17 protein-coding genes are annotated in these 19,036 nt (G+C 54.4%); 10 read left to right on the top strand and 7 right to left on the bottom strand.

The window, feature by feature from the left end; translation table 11 throughout:
* Window positions 1-22 precede the first annotated feature (22 nt).
* Complete coding sequence (locus tag V7775_RS05980) at window positions 23-400, top strand: hypothetical protein (protein WP_335750940.1); 378 nt, start codon at window positions 23-25, stop codon at window positions 398-400.
* A gap of 72 nt (window positions 401-472) precedes the next feature.
* On the opposite strand, the gene V7775_RS05975 is transcribed toward V7775_RS05980, so the two are convergent.
* The 3 genes from V7775_RS05975 to gpmI are packed head-to-tail and all read right to left on the bottom strand — an operon-like array spanning window position 473 to window position 4,453.
* Complete coding sequence (locus V7775_RS05975; RefSeq protein ID WP_335750939.1) at window positions 473-1,807, bottom strand: S41 family peptidase; 1,335 nt, start codon at window positions 1,805-1,807, stop codon at window positions 473-475.
* Between the two features lie 4 nt (window positions 1,808-1,811).
* Window positions 1,812-2,939 carry a murein hydrolase activator EnvC family protein gene (locus tag V7775_RS05970; protein ID WP_335750938.1) on the bottom strand — a complete coding sequence of 376 codons (1,128 nt, stop codon included), beginning with the start codon at window positions 2,937-2,939 and terminating at the stop codon, window positions 1,812-1,814.
* Window positions 2,936-4,453, bottom strand: coding sequence for a 2,3-bisphosphoglycerate-independent phosphoglycerate mutase (gene gpmI / locus V7775_RS05965; protein ID WP_335750937.1), 1,518 nt, complete (start codon window positions 4,451-4,453; stop codon window positions 2,936-2,938). The genes V7775_RS05970 and gpmI overlap by 4 nt, the downstream gene beginning before the upstream one ends.
* Window positions 4,454-4,987: 534 nt before the next feature.
* Here gpmI and V7775_RS05960 point away from each other — a divergent pair.
* The 4 genes from V7775_RS05960 to V7775_RS05945 all read left to right on the top strand — a co-directional run bounded on the left by V7775_RS05960 (window position 4,988) and on the right by V7775_RS05945 (window position 9,313).
* Window positions 4,988-5,167: a zinc-finger domain-containing protein gene (locus V7775_RS05960; RefSeq protein WP_335750936.1), complete on the top strand. Its 180-nt coding sequence runs from the start codon at window positions 4,988-4,990 to the stop codon at window positions 5,165-5,167.
* Window positions 5,168-5,319: 152 nt separating this feature from the next.
* Window positions 5,320-5,808 (top strand): DUF2459 domain-containing protein, encoded by a 489-nt coding sequence (locus V7775_RS05955; RefSeq protein ID WP_335750935.1) that lies wholly within the window; start codon window positions 5,320-5,322, stop codon window positions 5,806-5,808.
* Window positions 5,809-5,882: 74 nt separating this feature from the next.
* Window positions 5,883-8,675 (top strand): DNA polymerase I, encoded by a 2,793-nt coding sequence (polA, locus tag V7775_RS05950; protein ID WP_335750934.1) that lies wholly within the window; start codon window positions 5,883-5,885, stop codon window positions 8,673-8,675.
* Entirely contained in the window at window positions 8,675-9,313 is a 639-nt protein-coding gene (locus tag V7775_RS05945; RefSeq protein WP_335750933.1) for a glutathione S-transferase, read from the top strand. The genes polA and V7775_RS05945 overlap by 1 nt, the downstream gene beginning before the upstream one ends.
* A 15-nt stretch (window positions 9,314-9,328) precedes the next feature.
* On the opposite strand, the gene V7775_RS05940 is transcribed toward V7775_RS05945, so the two are convergent.
* From V7775_RS05940 to V7775_RS05930, 3 genes are read right to left on the bottom strand one after another with little or no spacing between them, the layout of a single operon-like run.
* Window positions 9,329-9,502, bottom strand: coding sequence for a DUF2798 domain-containing protein (locus tag V7775_RS05940; RefSeq protein WP_443070088.1), 174 nt, complete (start codon window positions 9,500-9,502; stop codon window positions 9,329-9,331).
* A gap of 49 nt (window positions 9,503-9,551) precedes the next feature.
* A complete protein-coding gene (locus V7775_RS05935; RefSeq protein ID WP_335750932.1) occupies window positions 9,552-10,307 on the bottom strand; it encodes a hydroxypyruvate isomerase family protein in 756 nt (251 codons plus the stop codon).
* A gap of 8 nt (window positions 10,308-10,315) precedes the next feature.
* On the bottom strand, window positions 10,316-10,900 hold the full coding sequence (locus V7775_RS05930; RefSeq protein ID WP_335750931.1) for a DUF1285 domain-containing protein: 585 nt from the start codon (window positions 10,898-10,900) through the stop codon (window positions 10,316-10,318).
* Window positions 10,901-10,970: 70 nt separating this feature from the next.
* Between V7775_RS05930 and V7775_RS05925 the strand changes: the two genes are divergently transcribed.
* From V7775_RS05925 to V7775_RS05905, 5 genes are read left to right on the top strand one after another with little or no spacing between them, the layout of a single operon-like run.
* Window positions 10,971-11,996, top strand: coding sequence for an AAA family ATPase (locus V7775_RS05925; protein ID WP_335750930.1), 1,026 nt, complete (start codon window positions 10,971-10,973; stop codon window positions 11,994-11,996).
* The gene (locus tag V7775_RS05920; RefSeq protein WP_335750929.1) at window positions 11,993-12,874 is read left to right on the top strand and encodes a DUF58 domain-containing protein; all 882 of its coding nucleotides are present in this window, start codon (window positions 11,993-11,995) and stop codon (window positions 12,872-12,874) included. The genes V7775_RS05925 and V7775_RS05920 overlap by 4 nt, the downstream gene beginning before the upstream one ends.
* Window positions 12,871-15,636 carry a DUF4159 domain-containing protein gene (locus V7775_RS05915; RefSeq protein ID WP_335750928.1) on the top strand — a complete coding sequence of 922 codons (2,766 nt, stop codon included), beginning with the start codon at window positions 12,871-12,873 and terminating at the stop codon, window positions 15,634-15,636. Before V7775_RS05920 ends, V7775_RS05915 begins: the two co-directional genes overlap by 4 nt.
* A complete protein-coding gene (locus V7775_RS05910; RefSeq protein WP_335750927.1) occupies window positions 15,633-17,675 on the top strand; it encodes a hypothetical protein in 2,043 nt (680 codons plus the stop codon). Before V7775_RS05915 ends, V7775_RS05910 begins: the two co-directional genes overlap by 4 nt.
* A 5-nt stretch (window positions 17,676-17,680) precedes the next feature.
* Window positions 17,681-18,109: a GNAT family N-acetyltransferase gene (locus tag V7775_RS05905; RefSeq protein ID WP_335750926.1), complete on the top strand. Its 429-nt coding sequence runs from the start codon at window positions 17,681-17,683 to the stop codon at window positions 18,107-18,109.
* On the opposite strand, the gene V7775_RS05900 is transcribed toward V7775_RS05905, so the two are convergent.
* On the bottom strand, window positions 18,106-19,017 hold the full coding sequence (locus V7775_RS05900) for an AEC family transporter (protein ID WP_335750925.1): 912 nt from the start codon (window positions 19,015-19,017) through the stop codon (window positions 18,106-18,108). The genes V7775_RS05905 and V7775_RS05900 overlap by 4 nt on opposite strands.
* Between the last annotated feature and the right edge of the window lie 19 nt (window positions 19,018-19,036).

Genomic DNA, 19,036 nt, shown 5'->3' with positions numbered 1-19,036 from the left:
TATTCGGGTGACGGAGGATGTGATGACCAACCTTGTGCTGACCAAAACCCAAATGCGCCAAGGTGTCTGGGAAGGCATCCTAACTGGCGCATCCGAAGGCGGAGCGCTGCCCAAACTAGATGTCACGCATCAGGGCACACATGTGCAAGATGTCGCCATCGCGGCATTGGAAGCCGGAGCGGGCCATAGCGTACGGATTCCGATCCCGCCTGAGGCAATCACCGATGGTTTACAAACTCTGCTCATTGCCGATTCCGATACAGACGAACAGTTGGGCGCAATCACTTTGATGGCCGGAGAAGCACTTGGCGATGATCTGCGTGTTGAGGTCGATTTGCTGCGTGCCGAACTTGATATGCTGAAATGTGCGTTCCGGCGCCATTGTTTGGAAACAAGCTAGTCTGACCAAACGTAAAAGGCCGCCCTGTAACAGAGCGGCCTTTGCTTCAATCAATCAAAAGATATCTGACTGTTACTTGGAACCCAGCGCGGACAACCCTTTGAGGATATCGATGGCATAGGCCAGCTGGTAATCTTCTTCCCGTAGCTCTGCGGCTTCTTCAGCCTTTTCACGATCAGCTTTGATCTGGTTGATCTCGTCTTCGGTCAGGCTGTCGTTATTGAGGCTACCACGCAGGTCTGCCTCAGAACGCGAGCGGCGCGCTGGTACATTTTCATCTTCTTCGGTTTCTGCACTGCGTCGTGGCTGCGCTACAATGATGTCTGGTGAAACACCCAATGCTTGGATCGAACGACCTGACGGCGTGTAATAGCGCGCTGTTGTCAGGCGCATCCCGCCTTCATTGCGCAGCTGCATCACCGTCTGAACAGACCCTTTACCAAAGCTTTTGGTGCCGATGACAATCGCGCGGCGATGGTCTTGCAACGCGCCTGCGACGATCTCGGATGCCGAGGCAGAGCCACCGTTGATCAGGACCACAATTGGTTTACCTTCAGCCAAATCGCCCAAGCTTGCGTTGAACCGGTCTCCGTCGGCAGCTTCACGACCGCGCGTACTGACGATTTCACCTTCATTCAAGAAAGCATCTGAGACTTTGATCGCTTGATTAAGCAAGCCACCGGGGTTGTTACGCAAATCAATGACAAAACCATTGATCGCATCCATGCCGCCGGCAGTTTTAACTTTTTCGGCCAGCTGTTCTGCCAATTTGGGATAGGTATGTTCATTGAACGTACTGAGGCGCAGAACAACGCTGTCACCTTCCGTGCGCGACCGAACAACCGTTAATTCAATTGTGTCCCGCGTGATGGACACGTCAAACGGTTCAGATTCACCTTCCCGCACAATAGTGATTACGATGTCAGACCCCACAGGCCCCCGCATCAAATCGACTGCTTCATCCAGCACCAGCCCCAGCAGGCTTTCGCCGTCAACGTGGGTGATAAAATCGCCCGCTTCGATACCTGCCTCATCTGCTGGGGTGCCATCGATGGGCGAGACAACTTTGACAAAGCCCTCTTCTTGCGTGACTTCGATGCCAAGGCCGCCAAATTCGCCGCGCGTCTGTTCCCGCATTTTTAGGGCGTCTTTTGGTGACAGATAGCTGGAATGGGGATCAAGCGATGTCAGCATGCCATCAATCGCTGCCTCGATCAGCTCGGACGAGTCGACCTCTTCAACATATTGGGCGCGGATCCGTTCAAAGATATCACCGAAAAGGTCTAGCTGCTCATAGACGTTCTCGGTTTTGGCCGCCTCTTGTGCCAGCAAAGGTGCCGCGATCTGTGTTGTGGCGATAACGCCAGCAACCGTGCCACCTGCGGCAGCCATCAAAAACTTCTTCATTTAACTATCCATTCCTGTCGGTTCTGAACCAAGATGCGGGATCTTGGGGAACATTATCTTGTCTGACTTCTATATAGAGCGTTTCTGAGCGCGCAGTACCAGTGCCATCACCATCTGTTGACAATTCCCCGCCTGTCTCGGCACCACCCATCAACCCAATAGGCGCGCCAGCGGCAATTACCTGCCCAATTTCACCATAAACGGTTTCAAGACCAGCCAACACAAACAATGTATCTGCGCGGGGTTCGAGAATCATAACGTTTCCGAAGTTAAGCAGCGGACCCTGATAGCGGATCGTTGCAGCCGTGGGAGACGTAACAATTGCACGCGGCCTTGTCGCCAACAGCAATCCAGGGCGTTTGATACCTGCAGCATCTGCTTCGTTCATGCCACGCAGCACAAGGCTTTGAACAGGGAGCGGCAGTGCACCAATTTGCCCCTCGATGTTCACGGGAGTTTCAATATTGATATTCTCGCCTGTAACAATTTGCGACAGACCAGAGGCGAAACCATCAAGGGTTTCGGTTGAAGCGATCAGGATCGCGGTAGAAACCGGATCTTCGGTAAACCGCATTGGTAGATTGGTGCGCTCTGCCATGGCTTGGTTCAGGGCCGCGCGCGCTTCTTGAACGGCAGTCAGGCTGGCGCGCAGGCGTTCCTCGGCATCGGTTTGCAAGGTACGCAATGTTTGCACATCCTCCAAATCACGGCGCAGTTGGTCAGCGCGTTGATTTAGCGCAGGCGTAAGTTCGGCCAACAGCAATCCTGCGCGCGCAGTTCCGGTTGGTCCGTCAGGGTGCAACAGGACAGTTGGATTGGTTTGTCCAATGCTTTGCAACACTGCCAGCAGCTGACCAACTTCTTCGTCACGTGCTTCTAAACGTGCACTCAATTGTGCCTCGCGTATTGCCGCCTGTCTAAGCCCTGTGCGCATCGCGGCAAGTCCGGTTTCAAAAGCCTGGATCGTTCCGGTCAGAGCGCGCACCCTGTCTCGTGCACCATCAGCAGCATTCAGTTGCAGTGCCGCGTCTTCTAACATCCCAACAGCCGCGCGTGCCTGCGCTGCAGCATCGCTTTGTGCTGCAGCGGGTGTTGCAAGGGCAAATGCAAGAAGAGTGGCACGCAGAATCATGTGAGCAAGCTCTCGCCCGTCATCTCTGCCGGTTGATCCAATCCCATCAATGCCAACACAGTTGGCGCAAGATCAGCCAAACGCCCGGTGCGTAGGCCTGCATCTTTTGGTCCACCCACGACAACAACCGGCACGGGGTTTAGTGTATGCGCCGTGTGAGGGCCGCCTGTTTCAGGGTCGAACATCATTTCGCAGTTACCATGATCAGCCGTGACGATCATCGCACCGCCAACTTTTTCCAGCGCGTCTAACGCGCGGCCCAGCCCCCTATCAACGGCCTCACAGGCGACAATCGCAGCATCCAGATCACCTGTATGGCCAACCATATCAGGGTTGGCATAGTTCACAACGATCAGGTCATACTGTTCTTCAATGGCTTTCACGAATTGCTCAGTGACCTGTCCGCTAGACATCTCAGGTTGTAAATCATACGTCGCAACCTTTGGGGACAGCGGCATAAACCTGTCTTCGCCCACCTCAGGTTCCTCTGCGCCACCGTTCAAAAAGAACGTGACGTGCGGATACTTTTCGGTTTCAGCCAAACGGAATTGGCGCAGGCCCTTGGCCGCGACCCACGCGCCCAGCGTGTTCACGATCTCCGGTTTTGGATACATCGTGCTCATATACGCGGTGTGAGCAGATGAATACGCCGCCATCCCCATCACTGCAGACCAATCAACGCGCGCGCCCCGATCGAACGCATCAAATTCCGGTGCGGCCAATGCTTCCATAATTTCCCGCGCACGGTCTGCACGAAAGTTGAGGCAGAAAAAACCATCGCCATCTTGCGCGCCTACATACTCGCCGATCACGCAGGGCTTGATAAACTCATCTGTGGCACCAGCATCATAGGATGCCTGTACTGCTGCAGCGGCGTTTTCTACAGATGCGCCTGCTCCGGTCGCGATTGCCGCATAAGCTTGCTGTACCCGTTCCCAACGATTGTCGCGATCCAACGCGTAGTAACGACCTGTCAGTGTCACGACCCGAACACCTTTGGGCAATTCATCGAGCAAATGCGCCAGATCTTTAAGCGCGGATTGTGGTGCGACATCACGCCCATCCGTGAGCGCATGGATAACCACGGGAATACCTGCATCGTCCAGCGCACGCACCGCTGCGATCATGTGTGAGATATGCCCGTGCACCCCGCCCTGCGACACCAGCCCCATTAGATGCGCGGTACCGCCTGTCTGTTTCAGCGTTTTGATGAAATCTTGCATTGGCGCATGCCTAGCAAAGCTACCCTCTTCGATGGCCAGATCGATTTGACCCAAGTCCATGGCAACCACACGCCCCGCACCAATATTGGTGTGCCCAACTTCGGAATTACCCATTTGCCCACGCGGCAGCCCGACGTCTGGACCAAATGTAGTCAGGGTGGCAGACGGATAATTTTCCATCAACCTGTCCATATTGGGCGTTGCAGCGAGTAGCGGCGCATTGCCTTTCTGCGTCTCTCCGACGCCCCAACCATCGAGGATACATAAAACAACAGGTTTGAGGGACGACATAAATTGCAGGCTCCGACACAGAATTAGCGTTAGGGCCTTTTACCCACAGCATCGCAAGACGGGAACCTCTTTATGTATATCAGCTGCTGTTAGGTGGAATTATCCGTGTAATAGGCCCCCAAGGCTGCAGGTCGAACCAGCGGAAGACCTGAAATCTCGCATGGAACAGCTACCAAAATAAGGTCCACTGGGTGCCTCCGGCTGTTACGCCTTGGCGTCCTTGCTAAATCTACAGCACCTCCACCTCGGGGCATAAAGGGAGACAGAATATAATTCACATCGTTCTAAACATTTTTCTCTATGCAACTTTGATGCCCCTCCGGCGCGCTTTCTCGCAAACAAAAATTCGCCCAAATGGTTAATAAGTTACGAGATTCTGGTTAATCAGAACAATAACGGCCACCTGATACCCCATTTGGGTGATTATTTCTTACTGAGCGCCGCAGAACCCCATCTTGGCCTGCACCTCTTGCCCGCACGCCAAGCATTAGCCATAACAGCACAAACTAAACTCCCACACTCAAAGGGCCTGACATGACAGCGAACGCTCCCGAAATCCGCATCGTCGACACAAACAGAGTTGCCTGCGACGGCAGCGAAGGCGCATTGGGCCATCCGCGCGTTTGGCTGCAAATCCCTGCCGAAAAAGGCTGGGTTGAGTGTGGATATTGCGATTGCAAATTCATTCACAAAGACTTTGAAGGTAAAGTCTGAAGCACCTACTTCCATCACTGGGACTGCCACCAATTGTATACCTCATTCTGGCGATCGCCGGAGGCGTTATGCAATCGAGCGGCATCCCAGATCAATTTGTACGATCCCATGCTGTTTATCTGATCAATGGCCCCATCCACTAGGATTTCGCCTTGCCGCTGGATGATGAGGTGCGGACAGCATTGGGTGCACTCAACTATCCAGCGTTAGATGCTGTAAATGCTCAAACGTTAATCATCGGTTGGGGCCCGCAAACGTTCTATACAACTGTAGGCAACTATAGCGATATATCAGGCAACGCAATTTGGCGTGGGGTGTTCGGCGATACAAGCGTGATGCGGGTCGATGTGACCGGACATCTTCCTGAAAACCACAGTCTGCCACGCATTTTGCTCACCGACTTGGAATATCAACGCTTTTTGCAGGCTCTTGCAGACAGCTTTGCAGATACAATGGCATTACCACATAGCGGGCATACGGCCACTGACGCTTTCTTTCCGGCCAAAGGCACGTTCAACATACTGCAAACCTGCAATGTTTGGATTGGTCAGATACTACGGCAGTCTGGAGTGCGTTTTGGCATTTGGACACCCCTACCCCTGTCGGTGACCCTATCACATCGTTTGCACCATTCCGATTGATACTACCAAACTGCTGGAAGGTTCTGTCCGCTCATGGCAAAAGAAACATCACCGCATATAAGGAGCGCAGGCACATGGCATTTGGCAAAGGTCACCACCTTCATCTGATCGACGGCTCTGCCTTTATTTTTCGCGCCTATCACGCGCTGCCTCCGCTGACGCGGAAATCAGATGGTATGCCCATCGGCGCGGTTGCTGGTTTTTGCAACATGCTCCAGCGTTATATCGAGGGTAACACCGGCACTGATGCCCCTACCCACGTTGCCGTGATTTTTGACAAGGGCAGCCATACGTTCCGAAATGACATGTATGACCTGTACAAAGCCAACCGTGAGGCCATGCCCGAAGACCTGCGTCCGCAGATGCCGCTAACGCGCGAAGCAACCATAGCTTTCAACATCGCCTGCGAAGAAAAGGAAGGTTATGAGGCGGATGACATCATCGCCACGCTTTCCGTTCAGGCGCGCGAAGCGGGCGGGCGTTGTACCATCATCAGTTCGGACAAGGATTTGATGCAGCTGGTCGGCGGTGGTGTCGAGATGTTTGACGCGATGAAGAACAACCTGATTGACCGTGAAGGTGTTCACGCAAAATTTGGCGTCTATCCAGAGCGCGTTGTTGATGTTCAGGCACTCGCTGGAGATTCGGTTGATAACGTACCCGGCGCGCCCGGGATCGGGATCAAAACAGCCGCACTATTGATCAACGAATACGGCGATCTGGACACGCTGTTGGAGCGCGCAGGCGAGATCAAGCAACCCAAGCGTCGCCAGACACTGATCGATAACGTAGATCAAATTCGCCTCTCTCGCCGTTTGGTGCTGCTTGACGACAAAACGCCGCTCGACTTCACACTTGATGATCTTGAGGTCCGCGACCCTGATCCAGAAAAACTGATGACCTTCCTGACCCAGATGGAGTTCCGCACGCTCACAAAACGCATTGCGGATGCTCTCAAGGTCGAGGCCCCTGTCATTCCAGAACCTGCGCCCAGCGCGGGTGCGCCTGAGATCGAAACCGTGCCTTTCGACAAAGCCACCTACACGATGGTCGGCGACAAAGAGACCCTTCAAACGTGGATCGATAAGATTTATGCGCGCGGCTATGTTGCGGTCGATACCGAGACAACCGGCCTGAATGACATGACGGCTGATCTAGTTGGAATTAGCCTGTGCGTCCAAGCGGGCGAGGCTTGCTATATTCCCTTGATCCACAAAGCCAATCGCGGCGATGACCTGTTTGGGTCAGATGATTTGGCCGAAGGGCAGATGCCGTTCGAGGAAGCATTGCAAATGCTGACACCGATGCTTGCAGATCCTTCGATCCTCAAAATCGGGCAAAACATGAAATACGACGCAAAGATTTTTGCACAACTCAACATCGCCGTGACCCCGTTTGATGACACCATGCTGATGAGCTACGCCATGAACGCGGGCCTGCACGGTCACGGCATGGATACGCTGTCTGAACGCTACCTCAACCACACACCGATCCCGATCAAACCACTGCTGGGGTCTGGCAAATCTGCGATCACCTTTGACAAGGTTCCACTGGATGAGGCCGTGCCTTATGCGGCCGAAGATGCCGACATCACTTTGCGCCTATGGCAGCACTTCAAACCCGCCCTGCACCGTGCGCAGACCACCCGCGTTTATGAAACCTTGGAACGTCCCTTGGTGCCAGTGCTCATGCAGATGGAGCGTCATGGCGTCAAAGTAGACCGCGATACGCTGAGCCGTATGTCCAACGCATTTGCCCAAAAAATGGCGGGCCTTGAAGCTGAAATTCATGAGCTTGCTGGTCGTCCCTTCAATGTGGGTTCCCCCAAACAGTTGGGCGAAATTCTATTTGACGAAATGGCACTAGAGGGCGGCAAAAAGGGCAAGACAGGCGCTTATGCAACGGGTGTCGATGTGCTCGAAGACCTTGCAACCGAACATGAATTGCCCGCGCGCGTGCTGGATTGGCGGCAACTGTCCAAGCTGAAATCAACCTATACAGACGCGCTCCAAACGCACATCAACGCCGATACGGGCCGCGTACACACGTCCTATTCCATCACTGGCGCCTCGACAGGCCGCCTGTCGTCTACTGACCCCAACCTGCAAAATATCCCAATCCGTTCAGAAGAAGGCCGCCGCATTCGCGAGGCGTTTATCGCTGAAGAAGGCAAGACATTGGTTGCGCTGGATTACAGCCAGATCGAATTGCGCTTGTTGGCCCATATCGCTGATCTGCCTGCGCTAAAGCAGGCCTTTGAAGAAGGACAGGACATCCACGCGATGACCGCCTCTGAAATGTTCGATGTCCCTATGGACGAAATGACGCCCGATATCCGCCGCCAAGCCAAGGCGATTAACTTTGGTGTTATCTATGGCATCTCAGGATTTGGCCTTGCCCGTAACCTGCGTATCCCGCGCGCCCAAGCGCAGGGATTTATTGATCGCTATTTTGAGCGCTTCCCCGGCATTCGCACCTATATGGATGACACCAAGGCATTCGCAAAGGAGCATGGCTATGTTCAAACGCTGTTTGGTCGAAAAATAAACACCCCTGAAATTGCGGCCAAAGGTCCGCGTTCAGGATTTGCTGCACGTGCCGCGATCAACGCTCCGATCCAAGGCACCGCTGCCGACGTAATCCGCCGCGCCATGATCCAGATGCCAGACGCTATCGCCGATCTACCTGCCAAAATGCTGCTTCAGGTACATGACGAACTCCTGTTCGAAGTAGATAAGGGCGCAGAAGATGAGCTGATCAAAGTCGCGCGCGATATCATGGAAAACGCGTCTGATCCTGTTGTGAAGTTAGATGTGAAACTCACCGTGGATGCAGGCACTGGCAGCAACTGGGCACAAGCGCACTAATGGAGTTGCGCACCAGCAAGGAGCCGATCCTATACTCCTTTCGCCGGTGCCCTTATGCGATGCGCGCCCGCCTAGCCGTGATGGTATCTGGCGTTCAGGTAGAATTGCGCGAAATTGTCCTGCGCGATAAACCCCCAGCATTTCTTGCTGTTTCGGCGTCGGCTACTGTACCCTGCCTTGTTCAACGTGAAACAATTATTGATGAAAGCCTAGACATCATGTTTTGGGCGTTAAAGCAGAATGACCCAAGGGGTTGGCTTAATATGCCCGCTGCTTGCAAGGGTTGGATTGCACGCGCAGATGGGCCATTCAAACATGCTTTGGATCGTACAAAATACGCCAGCCGCTATCCAGATCAGGATGCTGAAGAACACCGCACAACTGCTTGTGCGTTTCTCGATGATCTTGATCAGGCGCTAAATCCATGGTTGTTTGAGCAACCCTCGCTTGCCGATTTCGCAATCCTGCCTTTCGTTCGTCAGTTTGCGTTTATAGACAAGCAATGGTTTGACGCTCAGCCATGGCCAAATCTGCACAGATGGTTGGAGATGTTCCTGAGTTCTGAAGATTTTCACGCGATAATGCATAAGTACCCTCAGTGGCAGCTAGACGACCCGCCTCTTATCTTGCGAGCCTGACAAAGATCGCCGTTATCATGGTGCTGCCGTGAGGCGAGCGACAATTCGGCGGACCAATGGTGCAGCGATCAGCACCGTGGGAAACGCAGCGGCCCAGCTAAACATCCATGAGGTCATCCACGCATCGAAAAATACATCCCCCTCGCCCACAGCACGAGATGTTGCGATCCCTGAGACGATACAGGACATTAAGCCCGACAAAAAAAACCAAATAACACAGGTGCAAAACGGCTGGGAATCATAGCATTTTCATCCAATCTAGTGTGGTCTCAGTTGGTGCATTTGGCGTGTATTCACCGCTGATCCACCCTTCATATCCTGCGGCTTTTAGCGCTGCAAACAGTTCTGCAAAAGCCACATCTCCGCTCCCAGGTGCTCCGCGGTTGGGTGTATCGCCTATCTGAACATGCCCAATCAGGTCCTTGTATGTCGTAAAAATAGCAACCGCATCACCATGGATCATTTGCGCGTGGTAACTGTCAAATTGCAGTTTTACGTTCGGCGAGCCAACTGCATCAATGATTTCAGCGGCCAATGCATAATTATTCAAATAGTATCCGGGCTGCGCATCGGGGCATAACGGCTCTAACATGAGGGTAAGACCCTTAGGGATTTCGGAAGTGGCCGATTTCAGGTTCCCAATCATTGTAGCTTTGGCATCAGATCCTTCTCCGACACCAGACATTACATGCAGCATGGGCACTTTCAGTTCCTGCGCATAACGGGTTGCACGCCGCATGTCGTAGGCAAATCGGCCTTCCCCGCCGATGGCTGCAGCAAAGCCTCGCGCTCCGCCTGTATAATTTGGCGGCGGCGCATTGATCAGAACCATTTGCAGCCCACCCCGCAGCAACGCCCGCTGGGTGTCTTTTGCGGCAACGTCATAAGGAAACAAAACCTCGACCCCTTTGAACCCAGCCATCGCAGCTGCATCAAAACGATCAAGATAGGGGAGTTCGGGCCAGAGATGGCTCAGATTTGCGGCTGGCTTCATTCGCGCAGTTATCCTTCTTGCGGCAATTCCACGGACGGGATGATTCTGAAGAACTCCCCATCCGACCACACGCCAAACCAACCGTCATAATGCACCCCAATATCTACCAGACGGTAAAAGCTTTTGCGATCAATCAAGGCCTCAAGGTTGCGGCGCACACTAACATATGGCGATGGTTCACCTGTGTTGGCATCGCGTACAAACCGCAATGGCGCATCAGGACCTGCGACAGTGACATCATCCAGATTGGTGGTGAAAGTCAGGCGTTGTGTGGTTCCCGCACCCGACGTTTCAAAGTCAACGGCAACAAAAGGCGCGTCTTGCACACGAATCCCAACCTTTTCGACAGGCGTCACAAGGAAGTAGTTTTCATCTTCCCGAATGAGAATCGATGCGAATAATTTTACCATTCCGGGCCGCCCAATTGGCGTTCCTTCATAAAACCACGTGCCATCACGCTGAATTTCCATATCAATGTCGCCGCAAAATGGAGGGTTCCATTGCTCAACAGGCGGCAATCCGCGTGATTTTGTCGCTTTAACCGCCTCAGCAAGGCTAGTTGCCGAGGGTGTCACGGTTTTTTGTCCACTCATTGCTTTTGCCATTCCATCATAACGAGATACACTTACATCATAACGATATAACCTGCACAGCGGAGAAGTCATGACCCAAGCAGATACAAAAGCGACCGAAGACATGGTCGAACAGATTGAAGCCTTGGGCGAAAAGCTGGGCGAAGCGCGCAAATCCATCACGGCGCGCTTTATCGGACAAGAGCGCGTTGTCGAACTGACACTCACAGCATTACTGTGTGGTGGGCATGGATTGCTTGTTGGGTTGCCCGGATTAGGCAAGACACGTCTTGTTGAAACACTAAGCACTGTGATGGGTATGGACGGCAAGCGCGTACAGTTCACGCCCGATCTGATGCCCGCTGATATTTTGGGCTCCGAAGTGCTGGACACAGACGACAATGGCACCCGCAGTTTCCGGTTTATCGAAGGGCCGGTTTTCTGTCAGCTCTTGATGGCAGATGAAATCAACCGCGCATCCCCTCGTACTCAGTCCGCCTTGTTGCAGGCCATGCAGGAAAAGACCGTCACGGTTGCTGGTCAAAATCGGTCTTTGGGCGCGCCCTTCCACGTGCTGGCCACTCAGAACCCAATTGAGCAGGAAGGCACCTATCCGCTGCCCGAGGCCCAGCTTGACCGCTTCTTAGTGCAAATTGACATCGACTATCCTGACCGCGCAACCGAGCGCGATATCCTGATTGCCACAACCGGCGAAACAGAAGCTGAGGCTGTTGAGGTTTTCACTGCGGCCGAATTGCTGAATGCTCAGAACTTGTTGCGCCGCATGCCTGTAGGCGACTCGGTTGTTGAAATGATCCTTGATTTAGTGCGCGCCTTCCGCCCTGACGAAGATGGCGTGAGCGCACGGGTGAAAGAAACCGTGGCATGGGGCCCCGGCCCGCGTGCTGCGCAGGCATTGATGTTGGCCGTACGTGCGCGTGCTCTGCTGCAGGGCCGTTTGGTCCCCTCAGCCGAGGACGTCATAGACATGGCGCGGCCCGTTCTGACCCACCGTATGGCGTTGAACTTTGCAGCAAGGGCGCGTGGTGATAGCCTGACCGCATTAATCGACGAAACCGCCGCCGCGCTTGCCGCGCCAAAGGCCGCAGTCGCGTGAGTGATCCCCTTTCCCTGCGCGCAAAGTCCGAGACCGAAGCCGCCGCGTTGCCAGCCCTTTTGGCGCGCGCCGAGCATTTGGCGGGTGCCGTCCTTTTAGGTGCCCATGGTCGACGCCGCGCAGGTTCAGGGGATGATTTCTGGCAGTACCGCCCCGCGCAAATTGGCGACAGTCGTCGCGCAATTGATCACCGCCGCTCTGGCATGGGCGACACAGAGTTCGTCCGCGAACGTGAATGGCAAATCGCACAATCAGTGATGTTATGGGTCGATCAAAGTGCGTCCATGCGCTTCACATCATCTGATGCAGTGCCGCAAAAAATTGACCGTGCAAGGGTGCTTGCGCTTGCCCTGGCGATACTGCTCAACCGTGGTGGAGAACGCGTTGGCCTAACAGGGACCGCATTACCGCCACGCGCTGGACGACCCCAAATCCTGTCTCTTGCAGCCATGTTTTGCAAAGATGACGACGCTGATTATGCTCCCCCAGAACACCGTGCGATGATTCCTCATGCCCGCGCCGTATTCATCTCTGATTTTATGGGGGATATCGATGGTGTCCGGACCGCCCTGACCAAGGCTGCAGATCGAGGGGTGCGGGGAGCTCTATGTCATGTTCTTGATCCTTCCGAGGAAGCATTCCCTTTCACAGGGCGCACAATTTTTCAAAGCATGGGCGGAACGCTCAGCCACGAAACGCTCAAAGCAAATGACCTCAAAGAGCGCTACCTAGAACGACTTGCCGAACGCAAAGCTGAGCTGCAATCACTTTGCGCCCTCACTGGCTGGCAATACGGCCTACACCATACAAACAGCACAGCCCAAGCCGGGCTACTTTGGCTTTATGGTGCTTTGGACGCGCGGGCGGTGGCAGCATGATTGTTTTGGGGCCAATCGGCTTTACTGCGCCGTGGCTTTTGCTGGCCTTGGCCGCGTTGCCTATTTTATGGCTGCTCTTGCGGGCTGTTCCCCCTGCACCAGTCAAACGACGCTTTCCCGGTGTGGCGCTTTTGTTGGGTTTAAAGGATGATGAAACTGTATCTGACCGCACCCCTTGGTGGTTATTGTTGTTGCGCATGTTGGTGGTCGCAGCAATTATTATAGGGCTTTCTGGCCCGGTCCTGAATCCTGAACAAGAACAGGTAAATGGCGATGGGCCTATCCTATTTGTGCTTGATGGTTCTTGGGCTGGTGCAACCCGTTGGCCACAACAACAAGAAGCCATCCAAGCACAACTAACCCGCGCCAGTCGCCTTGGCCGAACAGTCGGTTTTTTGACTCTAACAAGGCCTAAAACGCCTGTATTTCAATCGGCAGATGCTTGGCGCAGCAGGCTCGCGGGGCTTTCCCCTGCACCATGGCAACCCAGCAAAGATATGCTCGAAAGTGCTATTTCTGCAATTGCGCCAGTGGGTGATTTCGACACAGTTTGGTTCAGTGATACACTTGCGTATGAAGGCCGCGACGCGTTGCTAAATACTCTTCAACAACACGGTACAGTCGAGGCCTATCAAACCGCGCTTAATGTGGTGGGCATCCTGCCTGCAACCTATGAGGACGGCGCGGTTCAGTTACGTGTCCTTCGGGCCGCTGCGGGCCCCGAACGTGATGTGATTATTCAAGCACAGGGGCGCGATCCTGCTGGGAATGGCCGCATCCTTGCCTCAGCCACCGCAACGTTTGAGGATGGCGCAACCGAAGCTCAAACAGCCTTGGTTCTTCCATCAGAATTACGCGCCCGCATCACGCGATTTGATATCGCAGGACAACGTTCAGCTGGATCCAGCACCTTAAGCGATGACGGTTTGCGCCGCCGCGAGGTTGCGCTGATCTCGGCCCGTGAAAATCGGGAAGGACTAGAGCTGTTATCGCCGTTCCACTACATTGAACAAGCACTAGAACCGACCGCCGATCTGATTGATGGCTCGCTGGCGGATGTGCTGCCCGCCAATCCCGACGTAATTGTGCTGGCTGACGTGGCGACCCTCCCTGAGGCTGATATCTCGCCCCTAAACAAGTGGATTGAGAGTGGTGGATCGCTGGTCCGCTTTGCCGGACCACGCGTTGCAGCCAGTGATATATCTCGCATCGACGAAGATCCCCTAATGCCAGTACGTTTACGTGCAGGTGGTCGCAGTGTCGGAGGCGCAATGAGCTGGGGAGAGCCAAAGACGCTTTCGGCCTTTGCTGTTGGATCCCCGTTCTATGGGCTGAATGTACCCAGTGATGTCACCGTAAGCGCCCAAGTTATGGCACAACCTGATCCCACGCTGGCTGAACGGGTGATCGCATCCCTCAGCGATGGCACGCCGCTGGTCACGCGGAAAAACGTTGGCCAAGGGCAAATCATTTTGTTTCACGTTACAGCAACAGCAGAATGGTCCACCCTGCCGCTGTCAGGTCTGTTTGTCGAAATGCTGGAACGTCTTGCAGTGTCGTCTTCAGCGGCCAGCACAACCACTGCCGCACTTGAGGGAACAACATGGATACCGCGCCGCGTGTTGAATGGGTTTGGCGCGCTTTCGGATGCCGGTGCTTTGCCGGGTGTAGACGGGCCTATGCTTGTTGAAGCACCCACTGGCCCAATGCTTCCACCCGGTCTTTATACCTCGGGAGAGCGTACTCTTGCCCGTAACGTACTGACAGCCGGCGCAACGCTCACACGCAGCACTTGGCCTATCGATGTGCCTGTGCGCGGCCTCGCTGTTGCACCAGAGCAGCCTGTAGCGGGCTGGCTGTTGAGTCTCGCAATATTGCTGCTGCTTGCCGACGTGGTTGTGTCCCTTGCTTTGTCGGGCCGTCTACTGAATCGCAGCAATGCAACGGCTGCTGCCTTGGGCGCATTGCTGTTGTTTGGGCTTCCAGCGGATGCGCAAACAGCTGATGAAGAATTTGCATTGGCAGCAACTTCCGAACTGGTTCTGGGTCACATTATCACCGGAGACTCCAAAGTTGACGAGATCGCGCTGGCGGGCCTTAGGGGCCTCAGCGACACCCTGTTTTTCCGCACCTCCGTTGAGCCTGCAAATCCACTTAGCGTAAATATAGAGACTAACGAGCTGGCATTCTTTCCAATACTGTATTGGCCCATCACACCTAGACAACCGACGCCCTCAAAGGAAGCCTACGCCAAATTGAATAGCTATCTGCGTTCTGGCGGAATGATCCTGTTTGATACACGCGATGCAAATACCGCAAGTTTCGGCGCATCAAGCCCGAATGGGCGCAAACTACAAGAACTGGCAGCCCCCCTTGATATCCCTGCGTTAGAGCCGCTTCCAAGTGATCATGTCATCACCCGCACCTTCTATCTATTACAAGACTTTCCAGGTCGCCACGCGGGCCGCGATGTCTGGGTAGAGGCCGCTGATCCTAACGCTGAACAGATCGACGGGATGCCATTTCGCAATCTGAATGACGGCGTCACGCCTGTTGTCATTGGCGGCAACGATTGGGCGGCGGCATGGGCCGTCAATTCCGGCGGCGGACCTATGTTACCGGTCGGCCGCGGCTATAGCGGAGAGCGCCAACGCGAAATCGCCTACCGCTTTGGCGTTAATTTGGTGATGCATGTGCTCACTGGCAACTACAAATCTGATCAGGTCCACGTGCCTGCTCTGTTGGACAGGTTGGGCCAATGACATCTAGCATCGTATTTGATCCACTTGTCCCTTGGGCGCTCTTGGTCATGGTGGCCGTGATAACAGCGCTAGGCGTACTGCTGGCACTGATACGTGGCTTGCGTGGTTGGGGTTTGCGCGGATTGGCGGGCCTGGTGGTTTTGGCCGCGTTGTCCGGTCCCTCTTTCCAACAAGAAGACCGCGCGCCGCTCAGCGATATTGTTCTGATGTTGGAAGACGAAAGCGCCAGCCAACGTCTATCGGATCGTGCAGACCAAACAAGCACTGCAGCCAACAGGATTTCTGCGCAGATCAAAGCGCGTCCCAACACTGAGCTGCGCCGTATCACCGTGCCTGACGGGCAAGGCGACGCTGGTACAGAACTGATGACTGCCCTATCTGACGCATTGGCGGAGGAACCTCGCGCGCGCGTTGCCGGAATCATTGCACTGACCGATGGTCGTGTGCATGACGCTGATCTGCCAGTCGATCTACCTGCTCCCTTCCACGTGCTGCTAAGTGGCAAAGACACCGATTGGGACCGTCGCCTCAGCGTGATTGGCGCACCCGCATTTGCAATCATCGGTGAGCCTGTTGTTCTTACGCTACGCGTTGACGATCTGGGCGCGGCCCCCACAAGCGAAGGCTTTGCCGATCTAGATATTTCAATCGACAGCGACGAGGCCCAACGCTTTCGTGTGCCTATTGGTGAAGACCTTGAGCTGCCCGTTACCTTGCCACACGGTGGGCGGAACGTGCTGCGCTTTTCAGTGCCTAAAACCGATGGAGAACTGACAGACCGAAACAATGCGGCGGTGATCCAGATGAATGGTGTCCGCGACCGCTTGCGCGTGTTGCTGGTCAGCGGTCAGCCCCATGCGGGTGGTCGCACATGGCGCAACCTGTTGAAATCGGACAGCTCGGTTGATCTGGTGCATTTTACCATTCTACGCCCACCCGAAAAACAAGACGGCGTCCCTGTGTCAGAACTGTCGCTCATCGCGTTTCCAACGCGTGAGTTGTTTATGGAAAAGATCGATGACTTTGACCTGATCATTTTTGACCGCTACAAACGACGCGGCATCCTCCCTACATTGTACCTTGATAATATCGCAAACTACGTCCGCAATGGCGGTGCTGTTCTGGTCTCGGCAGGGCCGGATTTTGCCAGTGCAGACAGCCTGTACCGAACCCCTTTGGGCGAGGTTTTACCAGCGAGTCCTACCGCCCGCGTTTTGGATGAACCATATTTGCCGATTGTATCTGACCTGGGCAATCGCCATCCCGTCACATCCGAGCTGCCGCAGAACGGAGAATGGGGCCGCTGGCTGCGCCAAATTGACATCACAGCCACCTCTGGAGACATCGTGATGACAGGGATCGATGAACGCCCACTGCTGGTGCTTGATCGCGTCGAGGAAGGCCGCGTGGCACTGTTAGCTTCTGATCATGCATGGCTTTGGAGTCGCGGTTATGAGGGCGGCGGCCCTCAGTTGGAACTTTTGCGCCGTCTGGCCCATTGGATGATGGGTGAACCTGAGTTGGAAGAAGAGGCCCTGACGGCCAACGCCGAAGGCCAGACCATGTATATCGAACGCCGCAGCTTAAGCGAGGAAGTTCCCCCGCTGACAATCACCAGCCCTGATGGGACAGTAACCGAATTGCTGTTAGAACCTTCAGCCCCCGGCCGGTTTGGAGCTACATTTACTGGCTCTGAAATTGGTCTTTATAGGCTAGAGAACGGTGACCAAGTCAGCGTCATCGGCCTTGGTCCTGCAGCCCCACGCGAATTTGTCGAAACGATTGCCGATGCAACAATCCTGCAGCCAGCAGTCAAAGCATTGCGAGGCGGTGTTCAAGATATCGAAGATGGCTTGCCACGCATTCGCAATGTTCGCGCAGGCCGTCCTGCCGCTGGTCGCGGTTGGATTGGCTTCACACCGCGTGAGGCTTATGAAACGCGGGATGTGCGGCAAACACCCATCCTGCCCGGTTGGCTGGTCTTGCTGCTCAGCGGGGGACTAATTACCGCAGCGTGGTTGCGTGAAGGGCGTAGATAGTTCTGATGATCATTCGGGACCTGCATAGTGATGATTTTAAGGATGCGTTGCGGCTCTATCGAATTTTAACCCGCGATCCTGTACCTGTGTCGGACGATCCTGCGGACTTTGACGCGGTGTTAGATCACAATAGAACCCGAATTGTTGGAGTGGAACACCAAGATCAGATCATCGCGATGATCACACTGCACGTATTGCCAAACATGACATCCGGCGGCAGGCCATATGCTTTGATTGAGAACGTCGTTTGTGATCCTGAGCATCGCGGACAAGGTATTGGCCGCGCAGTTTTACAAGCAGGAATTGACCGTGCCCGTGACGCTGGTTGTTACAAAATCATGCTCATGACAGGCGAGGCCCGTGGCGTACGTGGTTTTTACGAAAGTGTCGGTTTCTCAGGCCACGAAAAACACGGTCTGATATTGCGTTTCTAAAGCAATATATGCGCCCAGATTGGCAACGCCAAAAGCGCCAAAACAACCTGCCATGTCATGATGTCAGCATATAACTCTGCGTCACCGCCCATCTGTTTGGCTACGATGTACCCGTTTGCGGCAGCTGGCGCTGCAAACACCAGAACACCCGCAAACACTTGAACAGACGGCAAATCTAATGCCGTTCCAAGTAGAACAAAGACGCTTGAGGCCAATACAGGCCGCATAAAGGCACCCAAACACACACGCCAATCGATCCGCGTGAGACGTCGCAAACTTATCGCGGCTCCAACCGCCATAAGCCCTACACCCAATGCGCCCCGTCCGATCATATCGAGTGTATCCGCGACAGGTACAGGCAGTGACACCCTACTAAGGTTCAACGTGAGGCCAATCGCACAAGCCTGAACCAGTGGATTGCGGATGAGTGTGTTCAAAATTCTGGAAATGCTCGCCTTGGACGGGCCAAAGGAAGCCAACACAACTATACATGTGATATTGATCAACGGGATCAGTACCGCGATTGCAATCGCCATGACGGCGATACCGCCCGGCAAGAACTGCTCTGCCGCCGCAAGCGCAACAAACGCGTTCCACCTGATGCTCCCTTGGAAAAGCGAGGTAAATGCTGCATTTCCCAGCTTCTGCTGAGGCAACAACCGTAGCGTCAGCGCCAACAACGCCAAAATGATTAACGTCCCGACAAGTGCAGCGCCAAATCCACCAAAACGGTCTAAAGACAAATCGGAGCGAGAAATGGCGAGGATCAGCGTCGCAGGGATAAGACCCCGAAACGATAGCGTCTCAATTGCGGCCCAACTGCCACGCGGTATGATGGCGGATTTCGCCAGCACATAGCCAGAGGCAATGATCAACAGCAGAGGTAAGATGGAGAGTGCAAGTGACATAGATGAGCAGTGTCACCAG

It is taken from the genome of Sulfitobacter sp. (genome assembly GCF_036960155.1).
GTDB lineage: Bacteria > Pseudomonadota > Alphaproteobacteria > Rhodobacterales > Rhodobacteraceae > Sulfitobacter.
This window is presented reverse-complemented; position numbering and strand designations above follow the sequence as displayed.

Excerpts from the sequence above, each read along its gene's own strand:
- V7775_RS05980 (WP_335750940.1), top strand. The coding sequence starts at position 23 with ATGACCAACCTTGTGCTGACCAAAACCCAAATGCGCCAAGGTGTCTGG.
- V7775_RS05975 (WP_335750939.1), bottom strand. The coding sequence starts at position 1,807 with ATGAAGAAGTTTTTGATGGCTGCCGCAGGTGGCACGGTTGCTGGCGTT.
- V7775_RS05970 (WP_335750938.1), bottom strand. The coding sequence starts at position 2,939 with ATGATTCTGCGTGCCACTCTTCTTGCATTTGCCCTTGCAACACCCGCT.
- gpmI (WP_335750937.1), bottom strand. The coding sequence starts at position 4,453 with ATGTCGTCCCTCAAACCTGTTGTTTTATGTATCCTCGATGGTTGGGGC.
- V7775_RS05960 (WP_335750936.1), top strand. The coding sequence starts at position 4,988 with ATGACAGCGAACGCTCCCGAAATCCGCATCGTCGACACAAACAGAGTT.
- polA (WP_335750934.1), top strand. The coding sequence starts at position 5,883 with ATGGCATTTGGCAAAGGTCACCACCTTCATCTGATCGACGGCTCTGCC.
- V7775_RS05945 (WP_335750933.1), top strand. The coding sequence starts at position 8,675 with ATGGAGTTGCGCACCAGCAAGGAGCCGATCCTATACTCCTTTCGCCGG.
- V7775_RS05940 (WP_443070088.1), bottom strand. The coding sequence starts at position 9,502 with ATGTCCTGTATCGTCTCAGGGATCGCAACATCTCGTGCTGTGGGCGAG.
- V7775_RS05935 (WP_335750932.1), bottom strand. The coding sequence starts at position 10,307 with ATGAAGCCAGCCGCAAATCTGAGCCATCTCTGGCCCGAACTCCCCTAT.
- V7775_RS05930 (WP_335750931.1), bottom strand. The coding sequence starts at position 10,900 with ATGAGTGGACAAAAAACCGTGACACCCTCGGCAACTAGCCTTGCTGAG.
- V7775_RS05925 (WP_335750930.1), top strand. The coding sequence starts at position 10,971 with ATGACCCAAGCAGATACAAAAGCGACCGAAGACATGGTCGAACAGATT.
- V7775_RS05915 (WP_335750928.1), top strand. The coding sequence starts at position 12,871 with ATGATTGTTTTGGGGCCAATCGGCTTTACTGCGCCGTGGCTTTTGCTG.
- V7775_RS05910 (WP_335750927.1), top strand. The coding sequence starts at position 15,633 with ATGACATCTAGCATCGTATTTGATCCACTTGTCCCTTGGGCGCTCTTG.
- V7775_RS05905 (WP_335750926.1), top strand. The coding sequence starts at position 17,681 with ATGATCATTCGGGACCTGCATAGTGATGATTTTAAGGATGCGTTGCGG.
- V7775_RS05900 (WP_335750925.1), bottom strand. The coding sequence starts at position 19,017 with ATGTCACTTGCACTCTCCATCTTACCTCTGCTGTTGATCATTGCCTCT.